We start from the raw sequence: 21,990 nt of genomic DNA, 5'->3' as shown, positions 1-21,990 counted from the left end.
GACTTCCGGAAAAATCCATCGAAATTCTTTGGCCTCCTTTCGCGTCCTTCGCGGGACCTTCGCGTCCGTCGCGGGACCTTCGCGTCCTTCGCGTACGGCCAAGTCCGAATTCCCGTGCCCTCACCCGCCGCCGTGCCCTCTTCCCAGCCCTCTCCCCCCGGAGAGAGGAGGCAAGACCCTCAGGCTGCGAGCAGCTGGCGCAGCACGAAGGGCAGGATGCCGCCGTGCTTGTAGTAGTCGACCTCGATCGGCGTGTCGATGCGCAGGCGAACCGTCACCTCCTGGTGCACGCCATCGAAGCGGCGGATCACGACCTTCACATCCATCTGCGGCTTGAGTTCGCCGCCGATCACCACATCGACTTCCTCGTCACCGGTGAGGCCGAGCGTCTGCCATGAGTCGGCGCCGCGGAACTGCAGCGGCAGCACGCCCATGCCGACCAGGTTGGCGCGGTGGATGCGTTCAAAGCTGCGCGCGATCACGGCCTTGATGCCCAGCAGTTGCGTGCCCTTGGCGGCCCAGTCGCGCGAGGAGCCGGTGCCGTATTCCTCGCCGCCGAAGATCACCGTCGGCACGCGCGCGGCCATGTATTTCTGCGCGGCGTCGTAGATGAACATCTTCTCGTTGCCGGGCTGGAAGCGCGTGATGCCGCCCTCCTCCTGCGTGCCGTTCTCGTCCGGCGGGATCATCAGGTTCTTGATGCGCACGTTGGCGAAGGTGCCGCGCATCATCACCTCGTGGTGGCCGCGGCGCGAACCGTAGCTGTTGAAGTCGGCCTTGGCCACGCCGTGCGCCTTGAGCCAGATGCCGGCGGGGGAGCTTTCCTTGATGGAACCGGCGGGCGAGATGTGGTCGGTGGTGATCGAGTCGCCGAACAGCGCCATGACGCGCGCATTGACGAAGCCGGCGTCGGTCGCGTGCGGCTGCATCTTGAAGCCGGCGAAGAAAGGCGGCTCCGCGATGTAAGTGGACTTGGGCCAGTCGTAGACATCTCCGCTGGTGCCCTTGATGCTCGTCCAGAACTTGCCGGGCTCGGTCTTGACCTTGTCGTAGTTGGCCCGGAACGACTTGGCATTCATGGCGAAGCGCAGGTTGTCGTCGATCTCCTTGGGCGTCGGCCAGATGTCTCCGAGGTAGACGTCCTTGCCGCCCTTGCCCTTGCCGACCGGCTGCGTCATCAAGTCCGTCATCACGTTGCCGGCGATCGCGAAGGCCACCACCAGCGGCGGCGAGGCCAGGAAGTTGGCCTTGATGTTCGGATGGATGCGCGCTTCGAAATTGCGGTTGCCGGAGAGCACCGCCGCGCCGACCAGTTCGTTCTTCGAGATCGACTCGTTGATTTCCACCGTCAGGTCGCCGGCATTGCCGATGCAGGTGGTGCAGCCGTAGCCGGCCAAGTAGAAGCCAAGCTTCTCCAGGTACGGCAGCAGGCCGGCCTTGGTCAGGTATTCGGTGACGATGCGCGAGCCGGGTGCGAGCGAGGTCTTGACGTGCGGTTTGACCTTGAGCCCCGCCTCCACCGCCTTCTTGGCGAGCAGGCCGGCCGCCAGCATCACGCTCGGGTTGGAGGTGTTGGTGCAGGAGGTGATGGCCGCGATCAGCACGTCGCCGTTGCCGATGGTGGTCGCGGCCTCCTTCAGCGGATAGCGCTCCTTGAGCTTCTCGGCCGGCTGGTTGAAGCCGTTGGCCTCCTGCGGCTTGCTGTAGAGCTCCGAGAACTTGGTTGACAGGTGGCCGAGGTCGATGCGGTCCTGCGGGCGCTTGGGGCCAGCGAGGCTGGGCGTGACGGTGCCGAGGTCCAGCTTGACGATCTTGGTGTAGTTGAGTTCGCCGACAGCCGGCATGCCGTACAGGCCCTGCGCCTTGTAGTAGGCCTCGAAGCGTTCGATCTCCGCGTCGGTACGGCCGGTGCCCTTGAAGTAGGCGACCGTCATTTCATCGACCGGGAAGAAGCCCATGGTCGCGCCGTATTCGGGCGCCATGTTGCCGATGGTCGCGCGGTCCGGCACGGCGATGGATGCGGCACCGGGGCCGAAGAATTCGACGAACTTGCCGACCACCTTCTCACCGCGCAGGATGGCCGTGACGTAGAGCACCAGGTCGGTGGCCGTCACGCCTTCGCGCAGCTTGCCGGTGAGTTCGAAGCCGACCACGTCGGGCGTCAGCATGTAGACCGGCTGGCCGAGCATGGCCGCCTCCGCCTCGATGCCGCCCACGCCCCATCCGACCACGCCGATGCCGTTGATCATGGTCGTGTGGCTGTCGGTGCCGACCAGTGAATCGGGGTAGTAGACAGGCGGGTCGCCCTTGTCATAAGGACTCTTGTAGACGCCGCGCGCGAAGTATTCGAGATTCACCTGGTGCACGATGCCGAAGCCCGGCGGCACCACGCCGAAGGTGTCGAAGGCCTGCATGCCCCACTTCATGAACTGGTAGCGCTCGTTGTTGCGCTGGAACTCCAGCTTCATGTTGAGGTCCAGCGCCTTGGGCGTGCCGTAGTGGTCGACCATCACCGAATGGTCCACCACCAGGTCGACCGGAACCAGCGGCTCGATGGCCTTGGGCGACTTGCCCAGCGACTGCGCCACGGATCGCATCGCCGCCAGGTCGGCCAGCAGCGGCACGCCGGTGAAGTCCTGCAGCACGACGCGCGTGACCACGAAGGGGATCTCGTCCACGCGCTCGGCATTGGGCGCCCAGTTGGCCAGTTCCTCGACGTGCTGCGGCGTGACCTTCTGGCCGTCGCAGTTGCGCAAGACTGACTCCAGCACGATGCGGATCGAGACCGGCAGCTTGTCGACGTTGGGGTATTGCCTGGCCAGTTCGCGCAGCGAGAAGTACTTGCCCGACTTGCCCGACGCCGTCTTGAAGGTCTTGAGCGTGGAGGCGAAGGCGTGGGCCGAATCCTTGGTCATGAAGAACTCCGTGGAAATCGTGGGCGGAAGTGAACATAGCAGGGTTCGGCGAATCGGGTTGTCGGACCAACCCTTCAAACATGACGTGTGAGGTCATGTTCGAAATGACGTGCACGGCCTAGCATTCGACGCATGACACTTCGCACCGCCTCGCCCACCGCGGCCGATCCGTTCGGCACCCACCTGCGCCACTGGCGCCAGCACCGCCGCTTGAGCCAGCTTGACCTGGCGCAAGAGGCGGAGGTGTCGACGCGCCACTTGAGCTATGTGGAAACCGGCCGGGCGGCGCCGAGCCGCGAGATGGTGCTGCGGCTGGCCGAGCGGCTGGACGTCCCGCTGCGCGAGCGCAATGCACTGCTGGTCGCGGCCGGCTTTGCGCCGATGTACCGGCAGCGCTCACTCGACGACCCTGCCCTGGGCCCGGCGCGGCGCGCAGTCGATCTGGTGCTGAAAGGACATGAGCCCTTCCCGGCGCTGGCGGTGGACCGGAACTGGAACTTGGTGGCGCACAACGCGGTCGTGCCGCTGCTGATGGCGGGCGCGTCGGCCGAATTGCTGAAGCCGCCGCTGAACGTGCTGCGGCTCAGCTTGCATCCGGACGGGCTGGCACCGCGCATTGCCAACCTGGGGCAATGGCGGGCGCACCTGCTGGAGCGCTTGCAGCAGCAGATCGCGGCGACCGGGGATGCAACCTTGACCGCGCTGCACGATGAACTCGCGGCATACCCGGTTGGACTGACGGGGCACGATGCGCCCGCGGTCGGCGGCGAACTGGCGGGGGTCGTGGTGCCCTTCCAGTTGGTGACGCCGAACGGGCTGCTGAGCTTCATCAGCACGACGACGATCTTCGGGACGCCGGTGGATGTGACGCTGCAGGAATTGGCCGTGGAATCGTTCTTTCCTGCGGATGCGCAGACTTCGGTGGCGCTGTCGGGGCTTGCTGCGAGGCTGGGATAGGCACAGACCTTCGCGTCCTCTGCGTATGGCCAAGTCCGCTCCCGTATTCGATACCGTATTCCGTCAACCTGTCCATCTACACCGGCAGCACCTTCAGGTCGAACACCCGCTCCACGAACCAGATCGCCGCGATGCCCATGGCCAGTGCCGAGCCGCCGCGCAACACCAGCGGCGGATAGCGGCGCTTCCAGCGCAGCGCGAGCAACAGGCTCAGCGCGATCGACACGACGATGAGCTGGCCGGCCTCGACGCCGAGATTGAATTCCAGCAGCGCGGTCACGAAGCGCTTCGCCGGGAGATCGAGCTCCCCCAACACGTTGGCGAAGCCAAAGCCGTGGATCAGGCCGAACAGGAAGGTGAAGATGCGCCGCCGTCCGCGCAGCAGCGGCACGATGTTGTCGACCGCCGCCACGATGATCGTCAGCGCGATGGCGGGCTCGATCAGGCGCGGCGACAGCGACACGATCTTCAGCCCTGCGAGCGCCAGCGTGATCGAATGGCCGAGCGTGAACATCGTGACGGTCGACACGATCGGCCAGACCGCCTGCTGCCAGCGCGCCACCGGCCGCCACTTGCCGGCGCTGCGCACCAGCACCGCCGGCAATAGCAGGCTGATGAGGAACAGGATGTGGTCGTAGCCGATGAGGATGTGGTGGATGCCGTCGAGGAAGAAGGTCGTCCCGGCGGCGCTCGCCGGTGGCTGCGCATCGGCCGGGCCCTGCACCATCGCGATCGACACCGCGCCGGCCGCCGGGTCGAGCGGCAGCAATGCGGGTGCTCGGCCATCGCCCATGGCGACACGCAGCAGGCCGCGATGCGTCGGATCGACATCGCGGAAGAGGCTGTAGTCGATGCGCAGTTCGCCAGCCGCATTGCAGGGGCTCTTCAGCTGCAGCACGAGGTAGCTTCCATCGACGCGGCTTTCCAGCGCGGGCGGCTGTGCTTCGACGAGGGTGCAGCGGCCGTCCTGCAGGCGCAGGTGCACCAGCGCATAGGCGCGGATGTCGTCCATGCGCCTGCGGACTTCGCCCCAACTCAGCTTCTGGTCCTCGTTCCGGTCGAGGTCGAGCACCGCGTCGAGGTCGCGCAGCGACACGTCCCAGCGCAGGTGCACGATGCCGTTGGCGTTGCTCAGCTGGAGGTAGGCGTCGCTGGCCTTGTGCGCCAGTGCCGGCGTGCAGAGCATGGCCAGCGCGGCCATGAACAGCGTGACCAACCAGCGCTTCATGCCGCCCCTCCGAGCACGGCGTCGACGCGCGCATCGCGCAGGCCGATCTGCCGCATCAACGCCTTGACCTCCCGCTGCGCACCTTCGTCGCGCGCAGCAGCGGCGGCGCGCGCGAACAGCAGCAGGTCGGTCGGCTCGCGCTGCAACTGCACGTTCAGTCGCGCCAGTGCCAACGCCTTCGATGCATCGCCCTGCACGTCGAGCGCGAACATCGCATGCTCCCGCGCATGCAGCTGCGCGCTGCCTGGCCGCAGGGCCGCGGCGTCGAAACGCGCTGCCAGTTCGCCGGCGTCGCGTTGCGCGGCTTCTCGCTGCGCCACCGGCAGCTTGTCCTGCGCCGCCAGACGCTGCTGCGCCATGACGATGCGCAACAGCACGGCATCGCTGCGCGCCTCCGGCTTCAACAGGGGCAATACCTCCGCGGGGCGGTTGCGCCGCAGCAGGAAGTCGCTGAAGGCCAGCACGTCGTAGCCCGAGGTGCCCATGCCAATCGCGCGCCGATACGCCGCGTCGGCCTGTGCATCGCGGCCGGCGAGTTCGGCGATCTCGGCTTGGGTCGTCAGCAGCCATTGCCGAAACGGGCCGAGTCGCTTTTCCTGCAGGAATGGGCTGTCGAGCAGATCCTGCAAAACCTGCTGCGCGGCCTCGTGGTCGCCGCGCAGGCCGTTGTTCTCCGCGAGGCAGGGCTCCGCGTAGATGTACTGCCGCGCGCGCACCAGCGCGCGGCAGGCCGTGTCGGACTCGTCATAGCGACCGCGCACGCGCAGGATCGTCGCGAGCGTGAGCCAGCCTTGCGCGTCGTCGGGATGGCTGGCGAGTGCCATGCGCAAGGTGCGCTCCGCACCGTCGAAGTCATGGAGGAACTGGGCCACCGTCGCGTGCATGATGAGGATGGCATTCGGCGTGCTGGCGGAGAGCGGCTGCCAGGCCTGCAACACGCCCATTGCGTATCCGGCGTAGCGCGCATCGCCCTGCGCGCGGGCGAGGTCGAGGTAGACCTGCGCCGCGGCCAGCGCCACGCCCTCATCGCGTGGCCGCGCGACGAGTTCACGGCGCAGGCGGCGTTCCTCGCGCGACCAGCCGGCCACGGCAGGCAGCGTTTCGACGATTTCGCTGTCGCTGGTGGGCACGCGTGGCACGGCCCGCGCCGCGGTGCTCGCCAGCAGCATGGCCAGCGAGAGAACGACGATCGCACCGGCAAGTCGACCGGACGGACGATGGGCCATCGGGGCGGTGCGATGTGGGGTCACGGTCAGGGCGTCGCGACGGCTTCCTTGGTCTCGGACGTTGCCGGCGGATCGAACTGCGACACGTCGGCCGCCTCGCCCGTCTCCGGCGACGCGCCGAGCAACGCCAGGATGTACGAGAGGAAGCCGCCGTAGGTGTCGGCCGTCCCGTTGTCGCCATTGCCGGTGCTCGTCGTCGGCGGGAAGTAGCCACCGCCGTGCCCGCCCCCGCCACCGCCGCAGCCCGCGACCAGCAACACCGTCGTCAGCGACAGGGCCACCGGGATGGCCCACCGAAAGCTTGTGTCCTTCATGATGACTCTCCTCACGGCGCCGACGACACGGCACCCGGCAGCGGCGTGTTGAGGTACGGGAATACAGCCGGGAACTGCGCCGGGCTTTGCAGCGCGCCGTCGGTCAGCGGCGCCCCGCCCGCGGGTGCGTCGGAAGGCCTGCAGCCGACCTTGAACTTGTCCTCGTTCCCGGTCAGCACGCACAGCGCGCCCATTGCCACGCGCAGTTCGATGTCGACGATGTCGTCGCCCGGACGACGGCCGTTCGGGAAGCCCGCAAAGTCGCCACCGGCCACGCCGAAGTTGCTCTGCTTGTCCTTGGGGGTCGGCGGGATCTTGGTCTCCAGCCGCAGCATTTCCGAAGGCGTTCCGTTGGCCGGCTTGTTGAGGCCTTCGATGCCGGTCAGGAAGGCAGCCACGAGGTCGGTGCGCGGGAAGTTGGTCGGCGCCTTGGCGGAGGGGAACAGCGTCTCGATCAGTGCCGGCAGCGCGGGGTTGGTGACATAGCTGAGGAACTGCCCGTCGTTCTTCGGCTGCGAGTTGTTGAAGCGGTCCTTGTCCTTCAGGCCGATCACCACCTCGTTGACCAGCGGCATGCCCAGGCGCGACACCTGGGCCCACGGGCCGCCGTTGATCGCGGCGGTCTGGTAGCCGCTCTTGGGCGGGCTGGCGATCAGGCGGCCCTGGCGCACGCTGGAGGTGGTCCAGCCGCCGATGATGGTGCTGCCGCCGGTGGTCAGGCAGGCGGTCGGCACTTCCAGTTCCAGCGAGGTGATGTTCTTGCCGGCCAGGTAGTCGGCACCTGGCACGTCGGTGTTGCCGAGCGGGTTGAGGTTGATCAGGTCGAAGATCGGGCCGAGCGCGACGGCGAACGGGTCCTTGCGCTGGCCGACGAAGACCTTGGCCGGCGCGCCGCAGCCGGGGATGTTGACGTCGTAGATGTGCTGCGCCGCATAGGCGGCGTAGGCGCCACCGGTTCCGAAGGTCTTCTCGCCGATGTTGTCGGTGGGCTTGTCGAATTCAGTGCTGCCGTCCGACTTGGTTACCAGGCTTCCCTGGCTGCCGCGACGATCGCCGCGCACCACGCTCACCGTGTAGGTCTCGCGCAGGTTGCTGGTGCCCTGGTTCGGCGCCGTGATGCCGCCCGCTTGCACCAGCGGGATCGAGGTGGACTTGCCGCCGATGGGCAGCGCGATGTCGCGCAGCGTGTTCCTGAAGCGGAACTGGAAGGTGATGTCTTCGCGCGCGTCGCCGTTGTTGTCGATGTGGATCTCGTAGAGGCCGTTCGGGTCCATCGCGAAGTAGTTGGGGCCGCCGGAGGGGCTCTGGTCGGGCTGGTAGTCGGCGATCAGCGTGGTGTAGTCGCTGCGCGCGGGGTCGTAGCTGCGGAACATGTAGAAGTCCGTCGCGTCGAGCTTCGGGCTGCCGGCGATCGACGGCGCCTCCCGGTGGCTCGATGCGAAGGCACCACCCGCGACGACCGCGCAGAGCGCGGCAACGCAGGGCCTGACGGGGAACCTGGAAAGTCTCATGGGCGTCACCTCTTGGTGTGGAGTGAGTGATCTCCGCCAACAGGGCGGAGCACATCAACTACGCGGGGAGGTTTCGCGTGGATTCAGGAAAGTGCTACTGAATGCAGCAGGCCGACGGACGGTAAGGAGGCGCGAGGGGGAAGGCTGTCGGAATGCGGACTTGGCCGTACGCAGAGGGCGCGAAGGTTACGCGAAGGACGCGAAAGAAGACCGAAGGAAATTCAAGAGAATTGTTTTGGAAGTCCTTTCGCGTCCTTCGCGAAACCTTCGCGCCCTTCGCGGCCGGTTCCCGTATTCCCTACGCCCGGATCGCCTCCAGCCCCTTCCAGTCGAACTCGATGCCATGGCCCGGACGGTCCGGCGCCACCGCGAAGCCTTCGCTGATCTGCAGTGGCTCGGCGATGTACTTGTCCAGGCCGAAGCCGTGGGCTTCGAGATACGAGCGATTTGGCACCGCGCCCAGCAGGTGCACCGTCACGTCGTGCGCGCCATGCGTGGTCACGGGCAGGTTGAAGGCCTCGGCCAGGTGGGCGATCTTCATGAAGGGCGTGATGCCGCCGCAGTTGGTGACGTCGGGCTCCGGGAAGGTCACACCGCCGGCTGCGATCAGCTGCTTGAACTCCCACAGCGTGCGCAGGTTCTCGCCTGAGGCGATCGGGATGCCGCCCTCGCGCACGACGCGCGCCTGCCCGGCGACGTCATCGGGAATCAGCGGCTCTTCCAGCCAGGTCAGGTCGAAGGGGCGGAAGGCATGCGCGGCGCGGATCGCCTCGTCGGCGCTCCAGCGCATGTTGGCGTCGACCATCAGCGGGAAGCCCTCGCCGAGGTGCTCGCGCATCGCGGCCACGCGGGCCACATCCTCCGACAGCTTCTCGCGCCCGACTTTCATCTTGATGGCGCGGAAGCCCTTGGCCAGGTTGCCATCGGTCTGGGCCAGCAGGTCGTCCAACGGCAGTTGCAGGTCGATGCCGCCCGCGTAGCAGGGCACGCGCGGATCGTTGCCGCCGAGCAGCTTCCACAACGGCTGCCCGAGCCGTCGGGCCTTCAGGTCCCACAGCGCCATGTCCACGGCGGACAGTGCCAGCACCGTCGGGCCACCGCGCCCGCCGTAGTGCGAGGCCCACCAGAGCTTGTTCCACAGGTGCTCGATGCGGTCGGCGTCCTCGCCCACCAGCAGTTCGGTGAAGTCCTTGGCCAGCACCGCCTCGATGGCCGCGCCGTTGCGGCCGCATGTGTAGGTGTAGCCGACGCCCTCGGCGCCCTCCTCGTCGCGCAGTCGCACGAGGTTGAGCTCGAAGGCACGCATGTCGCCATGCATCGAATCGGAGAGGGTCTGGGGCAGTGCGAGTCGGCAGTGCAGGGTCTGGACGGTTTGAAGGCGGCTCAACGGGGCTCCGATGTTTCTAGCGCTTGGGCGGTGGCGTGGCGGCAGCTGGCGCGGCCGGGTTCTTCCACGAATATTCGACGAACCTGCGGATCACGAGACAACCCGGCGGCGAGTCGATCAGCGAGACCGAGGAGTTGGGCTCCTTCGGGTCGACGTAGACCGTGTAGATCGGCAGCAGCTTGCTCATCTGGTAGCCGCCCAGTTCCTGCTGCGCGATGCTGGCGCAGGTGAAGGGCGCGACCGAGATGCGTTCGGCGGCGACGGTGCAGGTGCCGTCGGCTTCCGGCAAGGTCATGATCGACGCGGCCACGCCGGCATTGGGGTATTCGATGCCGAGCATCGCGAAGGTCGCGCCACTGTCGGGGCGCTTGCGGTCCCAGTCGAGCAGCAGGTCATGGGACCGCGCGCCTTGCAGGCTCAGGGCGGAAAGCCGCTGGATGGCCGGCAGGCAGCGCTTGATGCCGACGCTGCTGGCAGCGGTGCTGAGCTTGTCCTGCGGCGCGGCCGCCTGAGGCGCGAGCACGCCTTGGGCAAACGCCAAGTCGCTCGCCAGGCTCAGGGCCACGGCGGCCATGCAGGGCAGCAGGCGGGTGTTCATGGTGTGCGGTCGAAGATCCCCACGATCGCCTCAGTGTAGGCGCGTACGTTGTCTTCGTGTTCCGGGTCGAGCCGGGCCAGGAAGTTCCGTGCTACCGCGCGGTAGGCAGGCAGGTTGGCATCGTGCTCCGCGAAGGCGCGGCGCAACGCCAGGCCACCCTCCTCGCAATCGAAGTCGTGATAGCGATAGCCGCAATCGCCGATCAGGTGCGAGTTGTGGATGAGCGGGAAGCCGCCGTGCAGTGCCTCGTAGTAGAGGTAGTTCTGGCTGTTCTCCCAGTGGTGCGCAAACACGGCGTCGACGTTCTGCGGCATGACCTGGAACACCGGGAAGCGCCCTTCGAAGGAGGCCAGTCCGTGCCGCACCAGGTCCAGGCTCTGCGCGAAGCCGATGAAGGCAGCCTTGTCCTTCAGGTGGAAGCTGTTGTAGACCCACAGGTGTTCGATCAGCCGCGGTTGCGCGCGGTGCGCCACGTCGCAGGCGAGCATCGGCGTGAAGCTGGTCTTCACCATGCAGATGTTCGGCTCGAAGATGGCCACGCGCCACTTGGGCCGGCCGGGCGTGTATTCGAAGGGCACGGTGACCTTGGTGCGCTCGCGCGCGCGGTCGAGCACCAGCGGGCTCCACAGGTGCGGCATCAGTCGCACCGGCGCGCGGAAGGCGGAGGCGAAATACGGCGCGCAGATGTCTTCGTATTCGGGCAACGTCCAGACTTCGTCGTACGGCGCGCCGGTGATGAGCAGGCCATGCGGCTTGTCGAACACCATGCGCTCGACGTCGATCACGTAGTCGTTGCCCACGCGCATCGACGCGACGCGGCCACCCCTGGCGCGGAAGTCGATCATCCATTGCTTGTCGAGCTGCGCGCTCATCTCGATCATGAAGTCGAGCCGCTGCGCCGCAGCGGCCATGTCGATGATCGGCACCGGCGAATCGACCAGGAAGGTGGACGCATCCTGCGGCTGGCCATCGCCGCCGCCGGCCACCAGCACCACGTCTTCCACGATGGGCGAGCGCATCAGCAGCAGCACCAGGAAGATGCAGTTCTGGAAGATCCCGTTCTCCCACAGGCTCTGGTCGCCCTTGCGGATGAAGATCGAGACGCCGACCTTCAACTTGCGCGTGGCAAGCGGCCCGTTCAACCCCTCACTCCTGCGGCGGCCAGCGGAGCGTTGGCCTTGAAGCCCTCATCCCCACCCACCAGGTGCAGCAGGCGGCGTGCATAGCCGACGAGATTATCGACAGCGAAGGGGTCCACCGCGTCGAACACACGCCGCGTGCGGGCCCGGTAGCCCTCCAGTTGCGCATCATGGTCGCGCAGGGCATGCAACAGTTGCGCGCCCGCGGCGGCGGCATCGAAGCGCGGGTAGAAGTAGCCCGCGTCACCGAGCCAGGGCGAGTTGTGGATCAGCGGGTAGTCACCGTGCAGCGCGTCCAGGTAGCTGTAGTTCTGGTCGTTCTGCCACTGGTGCGAGATCACCGCATCGGCATGCTGGACCATGAAGCCGGCGAAGTCGTGCCGGCCATGGAAGATCGCCTTGCCGTCGCGCACGATGTCGAGCGAGTTGGCCAGGAACAGCATGGTCGGGTGGTCCTTCATGTGCAGCGTGTTGAGCACCTGCATCGATGCGACCCTGTCGGGCGCGGCGCGGTAGGCCACGTCGACGCCGAGCATGGGAATGAGGCAGCTTTTCACCGTGGAGATGTTGGGCTCGAAGATGGCCACGCGCCAGGACACCCGGCCTTTTTCATGGCCGTAGCGGAAGCCCGATGCCTCGACCTCCTTCACGCGCTGTGTGATGAACTGCGGCGACCAGATGTACGGCACCTCGTGCACCGGACAACGGTGCAGGGTGCGCAGCATCGGCGCGAAGCCGGCGTCCTTGGGCAGCAGCCACACCTCGTCCATGCGTTCGGCTTTCACGAAGGTCGCCTTGTCGGTGAACAGGATCGGCTCGGCCAGCCCGACGTGCGGCTGCCCCACGCACATGTAGACCGCCTTGCCGCCGCAGGCGCGGAAGTGCGCGAGCCATTCGCCGGGCAGTGCGCCGGCCATCTCGATGATGACGTCCAGCGTGTCGAGCACCGCCTGCGGCTTGACCAGTTCCAGGCCCATGGCCAGGAGATCGACCTGCGGCGCGACGTTGGGCTGGTCGCCCATGTCGACCAGTTGCACCTTCTCGACGAACTCCAGCCGCTGCAGCAGTTGCGCCAGGAACAGCACGTTCTGGCCCATGCCGTTTTCCCAGATGTTCTGCCCCGAATGCGAGATGACCGAGATGCCGATGTGCATGGGCCGAGTGTTACCCGAAACCCGCTTGGCGCGCCATGGGGAGCGTCATTCAAAAGCCCAGTCGATGCCTGCACTGAGGCCCCAGAACCTGCCCGTGGTCGAGACGCCGCCGCCCCATGACCAGGTGCCGTCCTTCGAGAGCTTGCGGTACTTGAGCGCCACCGCGCCGTAGCCCTGGTAGCCGCCGATGCCGACGCCCATGGTCGAGCCGCCGGGCCGCAGCGGCACGCCGGAGGTATTGGCCATCGCGAAGCCCATCGCCACGCCCGAGTAGGCGATGCGCGACACGTTCTGCACGTTCTGCTGCACCGCATAGACCTGCGACTGCACCACGGCGACCTGTGACTGCATGAGGTTGATCTGGTTGGTGACCTGCGAGACGTCGCTGTTGGTCGCCTTCAGCTGCGACACGTTGACCGCGTCGCTGTCGGTCGTGCCGGCCGCCACGCCGGTGATCTGCCGGTACTGGCCGGTGGCCGGATCGCCCACCGCCACCGCGCCCTGCGTGCTGGTGGTGGCGGCGACGGCGGCCGTCTGCGCCGGTGTCGCGCCCGCGCCCACGAAGCCCGGCACGCCTGGCCCGGTGCTCGCCACGGAGCCCGAGCCGATGGCCGCGCCGCCGTTGACCTGCACCACCGCGCCGAAGCCCACCGCCGTGCCTTGCACCACCGCCGTGGCCCTGCTCAGCGGCGTGCCGCCCGCGTCCGCGTTGTCGCCGATCGCCGTACCGCCGCCGCCCGCGCGGCTGTTCACGCCGATGGCGACCGAGCCCGTGGCCAAGGCGCCAGTGCCCACTGCGACCGCATTGGTGCCGGTGGCCATCGCACCGAAGCCCATCGCCACCGCGCTGGTGCCGCTGGCCACCGCCTGCGGACCCAGCGCCACCGAATCGGCGCCGGTCGCCTGGGCCGCCGCCTGGCTGGAATTGACCTGCCCGTACTTGGTGCCCTGCGTGTTGATGGTGTCGATGGCCGCGCCCACGCTGCCGGCCTGGGCGGCGCTGCCGTCGTTGTTGTAGACGGTGAATGCCGGCGCGGTCAGCTTGCCCGTCGCAGGATCGTAGGCCGCGCCCGCGCCCAATGCCGCCGCCACGCCGAGGCCGGCGGTCGCCACGGTGCTGCCGACAGTGCTCAAGCCGGTCGAGAGTGAGCCGACGCTGCTGCCGACGGTGCTCAACCCGGTCGACAGCGAACCGACGCTGCTACCGACGGTGCTCAATCCGGTCGAGAGCGAACCGACGTTGCTGCCGACGGTGCTCAATCCGGTGGAGAGCGAACTGGTGGCGGTGACCAAGCCGGTCGAAAGCGTACCGACGTTGCTGTCGACCGTGCTCAAGCCCGTCGAAAGCGAACTGACGCCGGTGATGATGTTGCTCACGCCGGTGGACAGGCTGCTGAACCCGACCGACAGGCTGCTGGTGCCCGACGACAGGCTGCTGGTGAAGCTCGACAAGCCGCTGGACAGGCTGCCAAAGCTGTTGGTCAGGTCGCTCGCGCTGGTCGACAGCGAACTGGCGTTGGTGGACAGGGTCGACAAGCCGGTGGACAAGGTGCCGGTGCTCGTCGACAGGCTCGTGACGCTGTCCGTCAGACCGCTGAACCCCACCGAGGTCGAGGTCGACAACGTGGAGACGCTGGTCGTCAGGCCGCCGATGCCTGTGGAGGTCGACGTCGACAGGGTCGACAGGCCGGTGGACAAGGTGCCGGTGCTCGTCGACAGGCTCGTGACGCTGTCCGTCAGACCGCTCAAGCCGACCGAGGTCGAGGTGGACATGGGCGGCTTCGGCCCCGGCGTGGCGCGCGGCGCGAGTTTTGCCTGGGAAGGGGGGGATAACTTCAGCACCAGCGGGCCGGGCCAGACCGTCGCGGTCGCCAGCAACCTGTCGATCTTGCTGGCGGGCGACAACAACGACTTCTGCGGCACGCCCAACGTGGCCGGGCGGACCAACATTCCGGGTGCGGTCAACGCAGCCAACGTGGGTACTTCCGTCACGGCGGCCCAGTTGTACGCCAACATCATCGCCAATACACCGGGGGTGGCCGGCATCAACACGGCGGGCCGCACCTCGTGGGACACGTACACCACGCAGCAAAGCTGGACGGGGTCCGGCACCACCACCGGCACGACCGGGGGCTATCCGAATGCCATTGCCACGGCCGAGCCCCGCCCTTGGGGCATCGGCTCCTTCGTGGTCGGTTGCGGCAGCATGGCGACAGGCAATTTCAGCGCGGCGATCGGCATGTCCGCGACAGCGACGGCACCCACGGCCCAGGCCTTCGGCGTGGCGGCGCTGGCCTCGGGCAAGGCCGCGCTGGCCATTGGCGTCGGAACGGAATCGACGGCCGAGTCCGCGGTGGCGCTCGGGTCGCTGGCCAAGGCTGGCGGCATCTTCTCGCTTGCCCTGGGTGGCCAGTCCACGGTGGCGGCGGGTGCGGTGGCAGGCATTGCCATTGGCCGCAACTCGGTCACCAACGCCTCCGCCGGCATCGCGATCGGCGACGGCACCATCAGCGGCGCCACGGGGCAGAACGTGGCCATCGGCTCGGCGCTGACCACCGCGAATGGCACCACCGCCGCCGGCGGGTCGGTGGCGATCGGGCGTGCGGCCGCCACCACCGGCGACGGCGCTGTCGCCATCGGCTGGCTCAACACGGCACCGCAAGGCGCGGTCGCCGTCGGCAGCAACATCGCGATTTCGGAGTTCAACGCGGTCGGCGTCGGCAAGGACCTGACGCTCAGCGGCGCCAGCAGCGTGGGGCTCGGCGCCGGTGTCACGACGAGTGCGACCAATGCCGTGGCCATCGGTACGAACTCCAAGGCATCGCTGGCCAATTCCGTGGCGCTGGGCTCGGATTCCATCGCGTCCGCGGTGTCCCCGACCACCAACTGGACGACGCTGGGCGGCGTGACCAAGGGCAAGACCTTCACGGTGAACCAGGCGCCGACCAATGGCGTGGTGGCGGTCGGCTTGCGGCAGATCCAGGGCGTGGCGGACGGCGAGGTGTCGGCGACCTCGACCGACGTGGTGACGGGCAGCCAGCTTTTCGCGGTGGCGCAGGCCGCGGGCAGCGCCGCCTACCTGGCGGCCAACAGCAGCACCGGGCAGGCCACGGCCACCGGCACCGATGCGCTGGCGGTCGGGCAGGCCACGGCCAGCGGCAACACCAGCGTGGCGGTCGGTTCGGGCGCGCAGTCGCAGAGCGTGTCGTCGATCGCGATGGGCACGGGGGCCAGCGTGGCGGCGCTGTCGCCCAATTCGGTCGCGATCGGCAACGCGGCGTCGGCGACAGGCTCGGGCAGCATCGCGCTGGGCAATGGCACCGTCACCAGCTACAAGGGCGCGGTGGCGCTGGGCGAGGGCAGCAGCGCCACCACGGCGCCCACCGGCACCGGCTTCCTGACCGGTGCGGCGGCGCCGGCATCGGCGGTGTCGATCGGCGCGGCGGGGACGGAGCGGCGCATCCAGAACGTGTCGGACGGGTCGGCACCGACGGACGCGGTCAACGTCGTGCAACTGAGCACCGGACTGAGCACAGCATCGAGTGACCTGGTCAGCAACGTGAGTTCGCTGTCGACATCGACATCGGTCGGCTTCACCGGTGTCACGGACAGCGTCACGAGCTTGTCGACCAGTACCGGCACCTTGTCCACCGGCTTGTCGACTTTGAGGATGGAGACCGCCAGCGCGACCGAGGTCGACCGCGCCCGCCCCGATCCGGATCGCGCCGACGCGATCTCGGACACCGCCACGCAGGTGCCCGTCGCCTCATTGAAGAGGGTGCGGTAAGTCTTGTTCATCGAGCTTCCTCTTGCGCCGCGAAGAGCGCATGCGGACCGCTGCCAGCTACTTCCACTTCCACCCGATGCCCGCGTTCACGCCCCACTGGCTGCCGCTGGTCGAGACGCCGCCGCCCCAGGACATCTTTCCGTCGCTGGACAGGGCCTTGAAGACGAAGGCGATCGCCCCGTAACCCTGGTAGCCGCCGATGCCCACGCCGATCGTCTTTTCGCCCGGCTCCAGCGGCGGCAGGTAGGCACCCGACATGGCAAAGCCCATCGAAATGCCCGAGTACGCGATGCGCGCCACGTTTTGCACGTTCTGCTGGATCACGTTGTTCTGGAAGGCCAACTGGTTGACCTGGTTCGAGATGTTGCTGATCTGGTTGGTGACCGACGACACGTCGTTGTTGGTCACCTTGAGTTGCGCCACGTTGACCGCGTCGCTGTCCGCCGCGCCCGCCGCCACGCCGGTGATCTGCCGGTACTGGCCGTTCGCCGGATCGCCCACCGACACGGCCCCCTGGGTGCTGGTGGTGGCAGCGATGGCCGCCGCCTGCGCCGGCGTCGCACCCTTGCCGACGAAGCCCGGCACGCCTGCCCCGGTGCTCGCCACGGCACCCGAGCCGATGGCCACGCCGTTGCTGGTCTGCACCACCGCACCGAAGCCCACCGCCGTGCCCTGCACGATGGCCGGCGCCTTGCTCAGGGGCGTGCCGCCCGCATCGGCGTTGTCGCCGATGGCCGTGCCGCCGCCACCCGCGCGAGCGTCCGTGCCGATCGCCACGGACCCGGTTGCCAACGCGCCCTTGCCCACCGCGACCGCGTTGGTGCCGGTGGCCTGCGCGCCCAGGCCCAACGCCACCGCGCTGGCGCCGCTGGCCACCGCCTCCGGCCCGATCGCCACGGAATTGGCGCCGGTCGCCTGCGCGCCCGCCTGGGTCGAATTGACCTGCCCGTACTTGGTGCCCTGCTTGTTGATGCTGTCGACGGCCTCACCCACACTGCCCGCCGCGGTCGTGGAGCCATCGGTGTTGTAGACCGTGTACGACGGCGCGGTGATGTTGCCCGTGGCCACGTCGAAGGCCGCGCCCCCGCCCAGCGCCTCGGCCGTGCCAGTGCCGACCTTGGTCACCGTGGTCGAGAGCGCGCTGACACCGGTCGACAGCGCGCTGACGCCGGTGGACAGCGTGCTGACACCGGTCGACAGCGCACCGACGCCAGTTGACAGCACACTGGCGCCAGTGGACAGCGAACTGACGTCGGTGGACAGCGCACTGACGTTGGTCGACAGGCTGCCGAAGCCCACCGACAGGCTGCTGGTGCCGCTCGACAGGCTGCTGGTGAAGCTGGACAGCCCGCTCGACAGGCTGCTGAAGTTGGTCGACAGCGAACTCGCGCTTGTCGACAGGGAACTGGCGTTGGTCGACAGGCTGCTGAAGCTGGTCGACAGCGAACTCGCCGAGGTCGACAAGGAACTGGTGCTGCCGAGGATGGTGCTGAGGCCGGTCGAGATCGAACCGATCCCGATGGAGGTCGATGTCGAGAGGCTGCTGACACCCTCGGTCAGGCCGCTCACGCCCGTCGACAGGCTGCTCACGCTGTTGCCCAGGCCACTGAGTCCGGTGGACATCGAGCTGAAGCCCAGCGATGTCGAGGTGGACAGCGAATTCGTGCCGGCGGCCAGCGAGGTCAGCCCGGTGGAGGTCGAGGTGGAGAGCGCGCTCACCGTCGTCGACACCGAGCCGAAGCCGAGCGAGGTGGAGGTCGACAGGCTGCTGATGTTGGTCGCCGTGGAGGTCGACAGGCTGCTCACGCCCGTGGTCAGGTCGCTGACGCTGGTCGACAGCGAACTGATGTTCGTCGTGAAGCCGGACACTGAGGTCGACAGTGAACTGAACCCGGCCGATGTGGAGGTCGACAGCGTGCTGAGTCCGGTCGACAACGCACCCGTGCTCGTCGACAGGCTGGTGACGCCGCTGGTCAGTCCGCTGATGCCTGTGGAGGTCGATGTCGTCAGGGTCGACAAGCCGGTGGACAAGGTGCCGGTGCTGGTCGACAGGCTGGTCACGCTGGTGGTCAGGCCGCCGATGCCGACGGAGGTCGACGTCGACAATGAACTCACGCTGGTGGACAGGTCGCTCGAAGCCGTGCTCAAGCCGGTGCTCAGTTGCACGACGTTGATCGCGTCCGTCGGCGCGGAGCCATCGGACACGTTCTGGATGCGCCGCTCCGCCCCCGCCACGCCAATCGACACCGCCGATGCCGGCGCTGCCGCACCCGTCAGGAAGCCGGTGCCCGCGGGCGCGACCGTGGCCTTGCTGCCCTCGCCCAGCGCCACCGCGCCCTTGTAGCTGGTGACGGCGCCACTGCCCAGCGCGATGCTGCCCGCCCCCTGCGCCGACGCCGTCGTGCCGATGGCAATCGCGTTGTTCGAGGTCGCGGCCGCGATGGCCCCCGTGCCCATCGCGATCGAGGAGACGGAGTCGGCTTGCGCGCTCGCGCCCACCGCCACGCTGGTGTTGCCGTTTGCGGCGGCCTGTCCCATCGCGAGGGAGTCCACACCCGCGGCGACGGCCTGGCCGGTGGTGCTGCTGGCCGCAAAGTAGGTGCTGCTGCCGGCAGCCTGCGCCACCGCGAAGAGCTGGCTGCCCGATACCGCATCGGTCGAAGTCGCCGACACCTCGCCGTCCGCCACGCCCTGGATCTGCCGCAAGCCGACCGCCACCACGCCATTGGTCGGCGCCTGGTTGACCGTGAAGGTCTGGCCCTTGGTCACGCCACCCAGGGTCGTCCAGTTGGTGGTCGGCGTCACGGCGGAGGCGATCGAGCCACTGCCCAGCGCCACGGAACCCGCCAGCGATGCCTTGGAAGTCGCGCCGATGGCCACGCCCTGCGCGGCCGTCACGGACGACGAACTGCCCATGGCAATGCCGGTGGCGACGTTGGCGGACGCGGCGGTACCCAGTGCAATCGCGCCGCTGCCCGCCACGGCGGTCGATCCGATTGCCACGCCATTGCCGACGGTTGCCGTGCTGCCCGAACCAATGGCCACGCCCTGGTTGTTGGCCGTCGTGCCGCTCGCGCCGATGGCCACGTTGGCCCCCACAGGTCCGCTCTGGATGCCGTCGCCGATGGCGATGCCGTCGGTGGCACTGACCGTCGAGCCGGAGCCGATCGCGACGCCGGCCGAAGCCGTTGGCGCGACCGTCGCCTTGCTGCCCAGCGCCACGGAATTGCTGCCGTCGGCGGTGGCCAGCGAGCCGATCGCAATGGCCGACTCCGCCGTCGCGGCGCTGCCCACGCCGATGGCCATCGACGCCTTGCCCGAGGCCAGCGCCGCCACGCCGATCGCATTGGCCGCCGGTGCCAGCGCCGTTGCCGCGAGGCCGATGGCTTGCGAATAGTTGCCCGTTGCGGTGGTGCCGCAACCCACCGCGAAAGAGCCGATACCGAAGGCATGCGGCTGCGCATTGGTGAACGCGTTGGGATAACCCTGGCCGGCGCCGCTGGTGGTGCCGCTGCCGACACCCGTCTGTTGCGTTGTGTAGGTATCCCAGACCGTCCTGCCCGCCGTGTTGATGCCCGGCGCGCCCGGCGCATTCGACAGGATGTTGGCGTAGAGCAATGCAACGGTCGTGGGCGTCGGGCTTGCACCGAAGCCGCCAGCAGCATCGGTGCGGCCGGCCACCGACGGCGAGCCGCAACCATCGTCCTCGCCCGTCAGCGTGACCGACAGGTGGCTGGTGCCGGCCTGGGCATTGCCAAGGTTGTTGCCGATGTTGTTGCTGCCATTGAGGCCGGCATTCGCCCCCCATGCCGACTCCGCAACGGTGGCCCCGATCACGATCGCCGCCGCCATCGCGATCGCAGTGACCTGCACCCCCCCGGGCTTGCCCCGCGCCGAAGTGACTTCAGATACGGCAACCCACGCCCCTGTGCGCTGGTTGAATACGGTCCGATACACCTTATTCATCTCAGGCCTCCTGTGTGGCGCACGCAAAAAGGGTGCGGCCTTCTACTTAAGTTCCCTCGACTTCTTTCAGTTTACGTTTCGACAATATGTTTGCCACACTGTCGTGTCGCGTAACTTTGGTAATAGAAGGTGGGATGTTGGTACCGGCAGCAGCCCCCCGCAAAATGACCGCCTGCAGGTTCCCGATGGAGTCAGAGCACATGGATGAACACCCGAACCGGATTCGAAGCATCGCCATCGTGGGCGGCGGCACCGCCGGCTGGATGGCCGCCGTTGCGCTCGGCCATGCACATCGCCATGGACCCTGCACTGTGCGTGTGATCGAGTCCGACGACATCCCCACTGTGGGTGTCGGCGAGGCCACGCTGCCCATCCTGCGTCACTTCAACAGGATGTTCGGCATCGATGAAGACGAGTTCATGCGCGCCACCGGGGCCACCTTCAAGGCCGGCATCCAGTTCGTCGACTGGGCACGCATCGGCCACACTTTCTTCCACCCCTTCGGTGGCTACGGCGCGCCCATCGAGCGCCTGCGCTTCCATCACTACTGGCTCAAGCAGCGCCTGATGGGTGCGCCCTGGAGCCTCAATGCCTATGCGGAGAATTCGGTTGCGGCGGAGACCAACCGCTTCGCGAGGCCACGCTGGCCCACCGGCGAGATACCCGACAACCAGTACGCCTTCCACTTCGACGCCGCGCTCTATGCAGCCTACCTCCGGCAACGCGCAATGGCGATCGGCGTTGAGCGCATCGAGGGTCGCGTGGACAGCGTCAAGCTGCGCGAGACCGATGGCTTCATCGAGTCGGTCCGACTCGCCAGCGGCGAGGTGATCGCAGCCGATCTGTTCGTGGATTGCTCGGGCTTTCGCGGCCTGTTGATCGAGGGTGCGCTGCACACCGGCTACGAGGACTGGACCCACTGGCTGCCCTGCAACCGCGCGCAGGCCGTGCTGTGCGAGGGCGTGGACGCGCTCACGCCCTACACCCGCTCGACCGCGCGCAAGGCCGGGTGGCAATGGCGCATCCCCTTGCAGCACCGCATCGGCAATGGCTATGTCTATTGCAGCCAGCACATCAGCGATGACGAAGCCGCCGCCACGCTGCTCGCCAACCTCGACGGACGAGCGATCGACGCGCCGCGCCTGCTGCGCTTCACCACCGGCCGGCGCAAGCTCTACTGGAACAGGAACTGCGTGGCCATCGGCCTGGCATCGGGCTTCCTGGAGCCGTTGGAGTCATCGAGCATCGGCCTGATGCAGAACGCGATCTTCCGCATGCTCGAACTCATGCCGGACCGCGATTTCGATCAAGCCACACTCGATGAATACAACCGCCAGACCATCCACGAAACCGAGCGCACGCGCGATTTCATCGCGCTGCATTACCACGGTAGCGGGCGAGACGATGGCCCGTTGTGGGCGTATTGCCGCCATATGAAGCTGCCCGAAACCTTGCGGCATCGCATCGCCCTGTTCCGCGTGCGCGGCCACCTGCCCTCGCTGCTCGGCGAGCCGTACGGCGACACCAGCTGGCTCGTGATGCTGACCGAACTGGGCTTCATGCCACGGGACTACAACCCCTTGGTCGACGCCGTGCCCATGGACGTGGTGGAGCGGGCCATGGCCGACATCCGGAATCGCATCGCGGCCTATGTGCAGACGCTGCCGACGCACCGTGCCTACGTTGACGCCATCGCCCGGGCCGACACAGTGCGCGTCGAAGCTGGGCCTGCCGCGGTCCTTCAGGCATGAGTGCCGCCCGGCCGCCCGAAGGCGCTCGCACCGCAGCGCACAGCGCGGAGGTTTCCT

General features: G+C 67.7%; 13 protein-coding genes and 2 pseudogenes. 3 read left to right on the top strand and 12 right to left on the bottom strand.

Annotation, left to right across the window (positions count from 1 at the left end; genetic code table 11):
• Positions 1 to 179 precede the first annotated feature (179 nt).
• Positions 180 to 2,915, bottom strand: coding sequence for an aconitate hydratase AcnA (gene acnA / locus WKW82_RS20535; RefSeq protein ID WP_340344188.1), 2,736 nt, complete (start codon positions 2,913 to 2,915; stop codon positions 180 to 182).
• 132 nt (positions 2,916 to 3,047) lie between these two features.
• On the opposite strand from acnA, the gene WKW82_RS20530 reads away from it, so the two are divergent.
• Positions 3,048 to 3,872, top strand: a complete 825-nt coding sequence (locus WKW82_RS20530) for a helix-turn-helix domain-containing protein (protein WP_340344186.1) — start codon at positions 3,048 to 3,050, stop codon at positions 3,870 to 3,872.
• A gap of 76 nt (positions 3,873 to 3,948) precedes the next feature.
• Here WKW82_RS20530 and WKW82_RS20525 read toward each other — a convergent pair whose 3' ends face one another.
• The 9 genes from WKW82_RS20525 to WKW82_RS20485 form a co-directional block, all read right to left on the bottom strand.
• Positions 3,949 to 5,100, bottom strand: coding sequence for a HupE/UreJ family protein (locus WKW82_RS20525; RefSeq protein WP_340344185.1), 1,152 nt, complete (start codon positions 5,098 to 5,100; stop codon positions 3,949 to 3,951).
• Positions 5,097 to 6,326: a tetratricopeptide repeat protein gene (locus tag WKW82_RS20520; protein WP_340344184.1), complete on the bottom strand. Its 1,230-nt coding sequence runs from the start codon at positions 6,324 to 6,326 to the stop codon at positions 5,097 to 5,099. Before WKW82_RS20520 ends, WKW82_RS20525 begins: the two co-directional genes overlap by 4 nt.
• 26 nt (positions 6,327 to 6,352) lie before the next feature.
• Positions 6,353 to 6,640, bottom strand: a complete 288-nt coding sequence (locus WKW82_RS20515; RefSeq protein ID WP_340344183.1) for a hypothetical protein — start codon at positions 6,638 to 6,640, stop codon at positions 6,353 to 6,355.
• 11 nt (positions 6,641 to 6,651) lie between these two features.
• A complete protein-coding gene (locus tag WKW82_RS20510) occupies positions 6,652 to 8,151 on the bottom strand; it encodes a DUF4331 domain-containing protein (protein WP_340344182.1) in 1,500 nt (499 codons plus the stop codon).
• A gap of 298 nt (positions 8,152 to 8,449) precedes the next feature.
• Positions 8,450 to 9,538, bottom strand: coding sequence for a mandelate racemase/muconate lactonizing enzyme family protein (locus WKW82_RS20505; protein WP_340344181.1), 1,089 nt, complete (start codon positions 9,536 to 9,538; stop codon positions 8,450 to 8,452).
• Positions 9,539 to 9,554: 16 nt separating this feature from the next.
• The gene (locus WKW82_RS20500) at positions 9,555 to 10,136 is read right to left on the bottom strand and encodes a hypothetical protein (RefSeq protein WP_340344180.1); all 582 of its coding nucleotides are present in this window, start codon (positions 10,134 to 10,136) and stop codon (positions 9,555 to 9,557) included.
• Positions 10,133 to 11,278 carry a DUF2827 domain-containing protein gene (locus WKW82_RS20495; protein ID WP_340344179.1) on the bottom strand — a complete coding sequence of 382 codons (1,146 nt, stop codon included), beginning with the start codon at positions 11,276 to 11,278 and terminating at the stop codon, positions 10,133 to 10,135. Before WKW82_RS20495 ends, WKW82_RS20500 begins: the two co-directional genes overlap by 4 nt.
• Positions 11,275 to 12,429, bottom strand: coding sequence for a DUF2827 domain-containing protein (locus WKW82_RS20490; RefSeq protein WP_340344178.1), 1,155 nt, complete (start codon positions 12,427 to 12,429; stop codon positions 11,275 to 11,277). Before WKW82_RS20490 ends, WKW82_RS20495 begins: the two co-directional genes overlap by 4 nt.
• Positions 12,430 to 12,474: 45 nt before the next feature.
• Positions 12,475 to 13,563, bottom strand: a complete 1,089-nt coding sequence (locus tag WKW82_RS20485; protein WP_340344177.1) for a YadA family autotransporter adhesin — start codon at positions 13,561 to 13,563, stop codon at positions 12,475 to 12,477.
• Between the two features lie 229 nt (positions 13,564 to 13,792).
• Between WKW82_RS20485 and WKW82_RS20480 the strand changes: the two are divergent.
• A pseudogene (locus WKW82_RS20480) lies at positions 13,793 to 15,955 on the top strand (hypothetical protein); the annotation flags it as partial.
• A gap of 206 nt (positions 15,956 to 16,161) precedes the next feature.
• Here the strand turns inward: WKW82_RS20480 and WKW82_RS40645 are convergent.
• Positions 16,162 to 16,227, bottom strand: a pseudogene (locus tag WKW82_RS40645) (ESPR-type extended signal peptide-containing protein); the annotation flags it as partial.
• 46 nt (positions 16,228 to 16,273) lie between these two features.
• The gene (locus WKW82_RS20475) at positions 16,274 to 20,182 is read right to left on the bottom strand and encodes an ESPR-type extended signal peptide-containing protein (RefSeq protein WP_340344175.1); all 3,909 of its coding nucleotides are present in this window, start codon (positions 20,180 to 20,182) and stop codon (positions 16,274 to 16,276) included.
• Positions 20,183 to 20,382: 200 nt separating this feature from the next.
• Here WKW82_RS20475 and WKW82_RS20470 point away from each other — a divergent pair, with 200 nt between their 5' ends.
• Positions 20,383 to 21,933: a tryptophan halogenase family protein gene (locus WKW82_RS20470; protein WP_340344174.1), complete on the top strand. Its 1,551-nt coding sequence runs from the start codon at positions 20,383 to 20,385 to the stop codon at positions 21,931 to 21,933.
• Positions 21,934 to 21,990: the final 57 nt, after the last annotated feature.

This window comes from Variovorax rhizosphaerae (genome assembly GCF_037889975.1).
Taxonomy (GTDB): domain Bacteria; phylum Pseudomonadota; class Gammaproteobacteria; order Burkholderiales; family Burkholderiaceae_C; genus Variovorax; species Variovorax rhizosphaerae.
The sequence above is the reverse complement of the archived record's forward strand: the minus strand, read 5'-3'. Positions and strand labels throughout refer to the sequence as shown.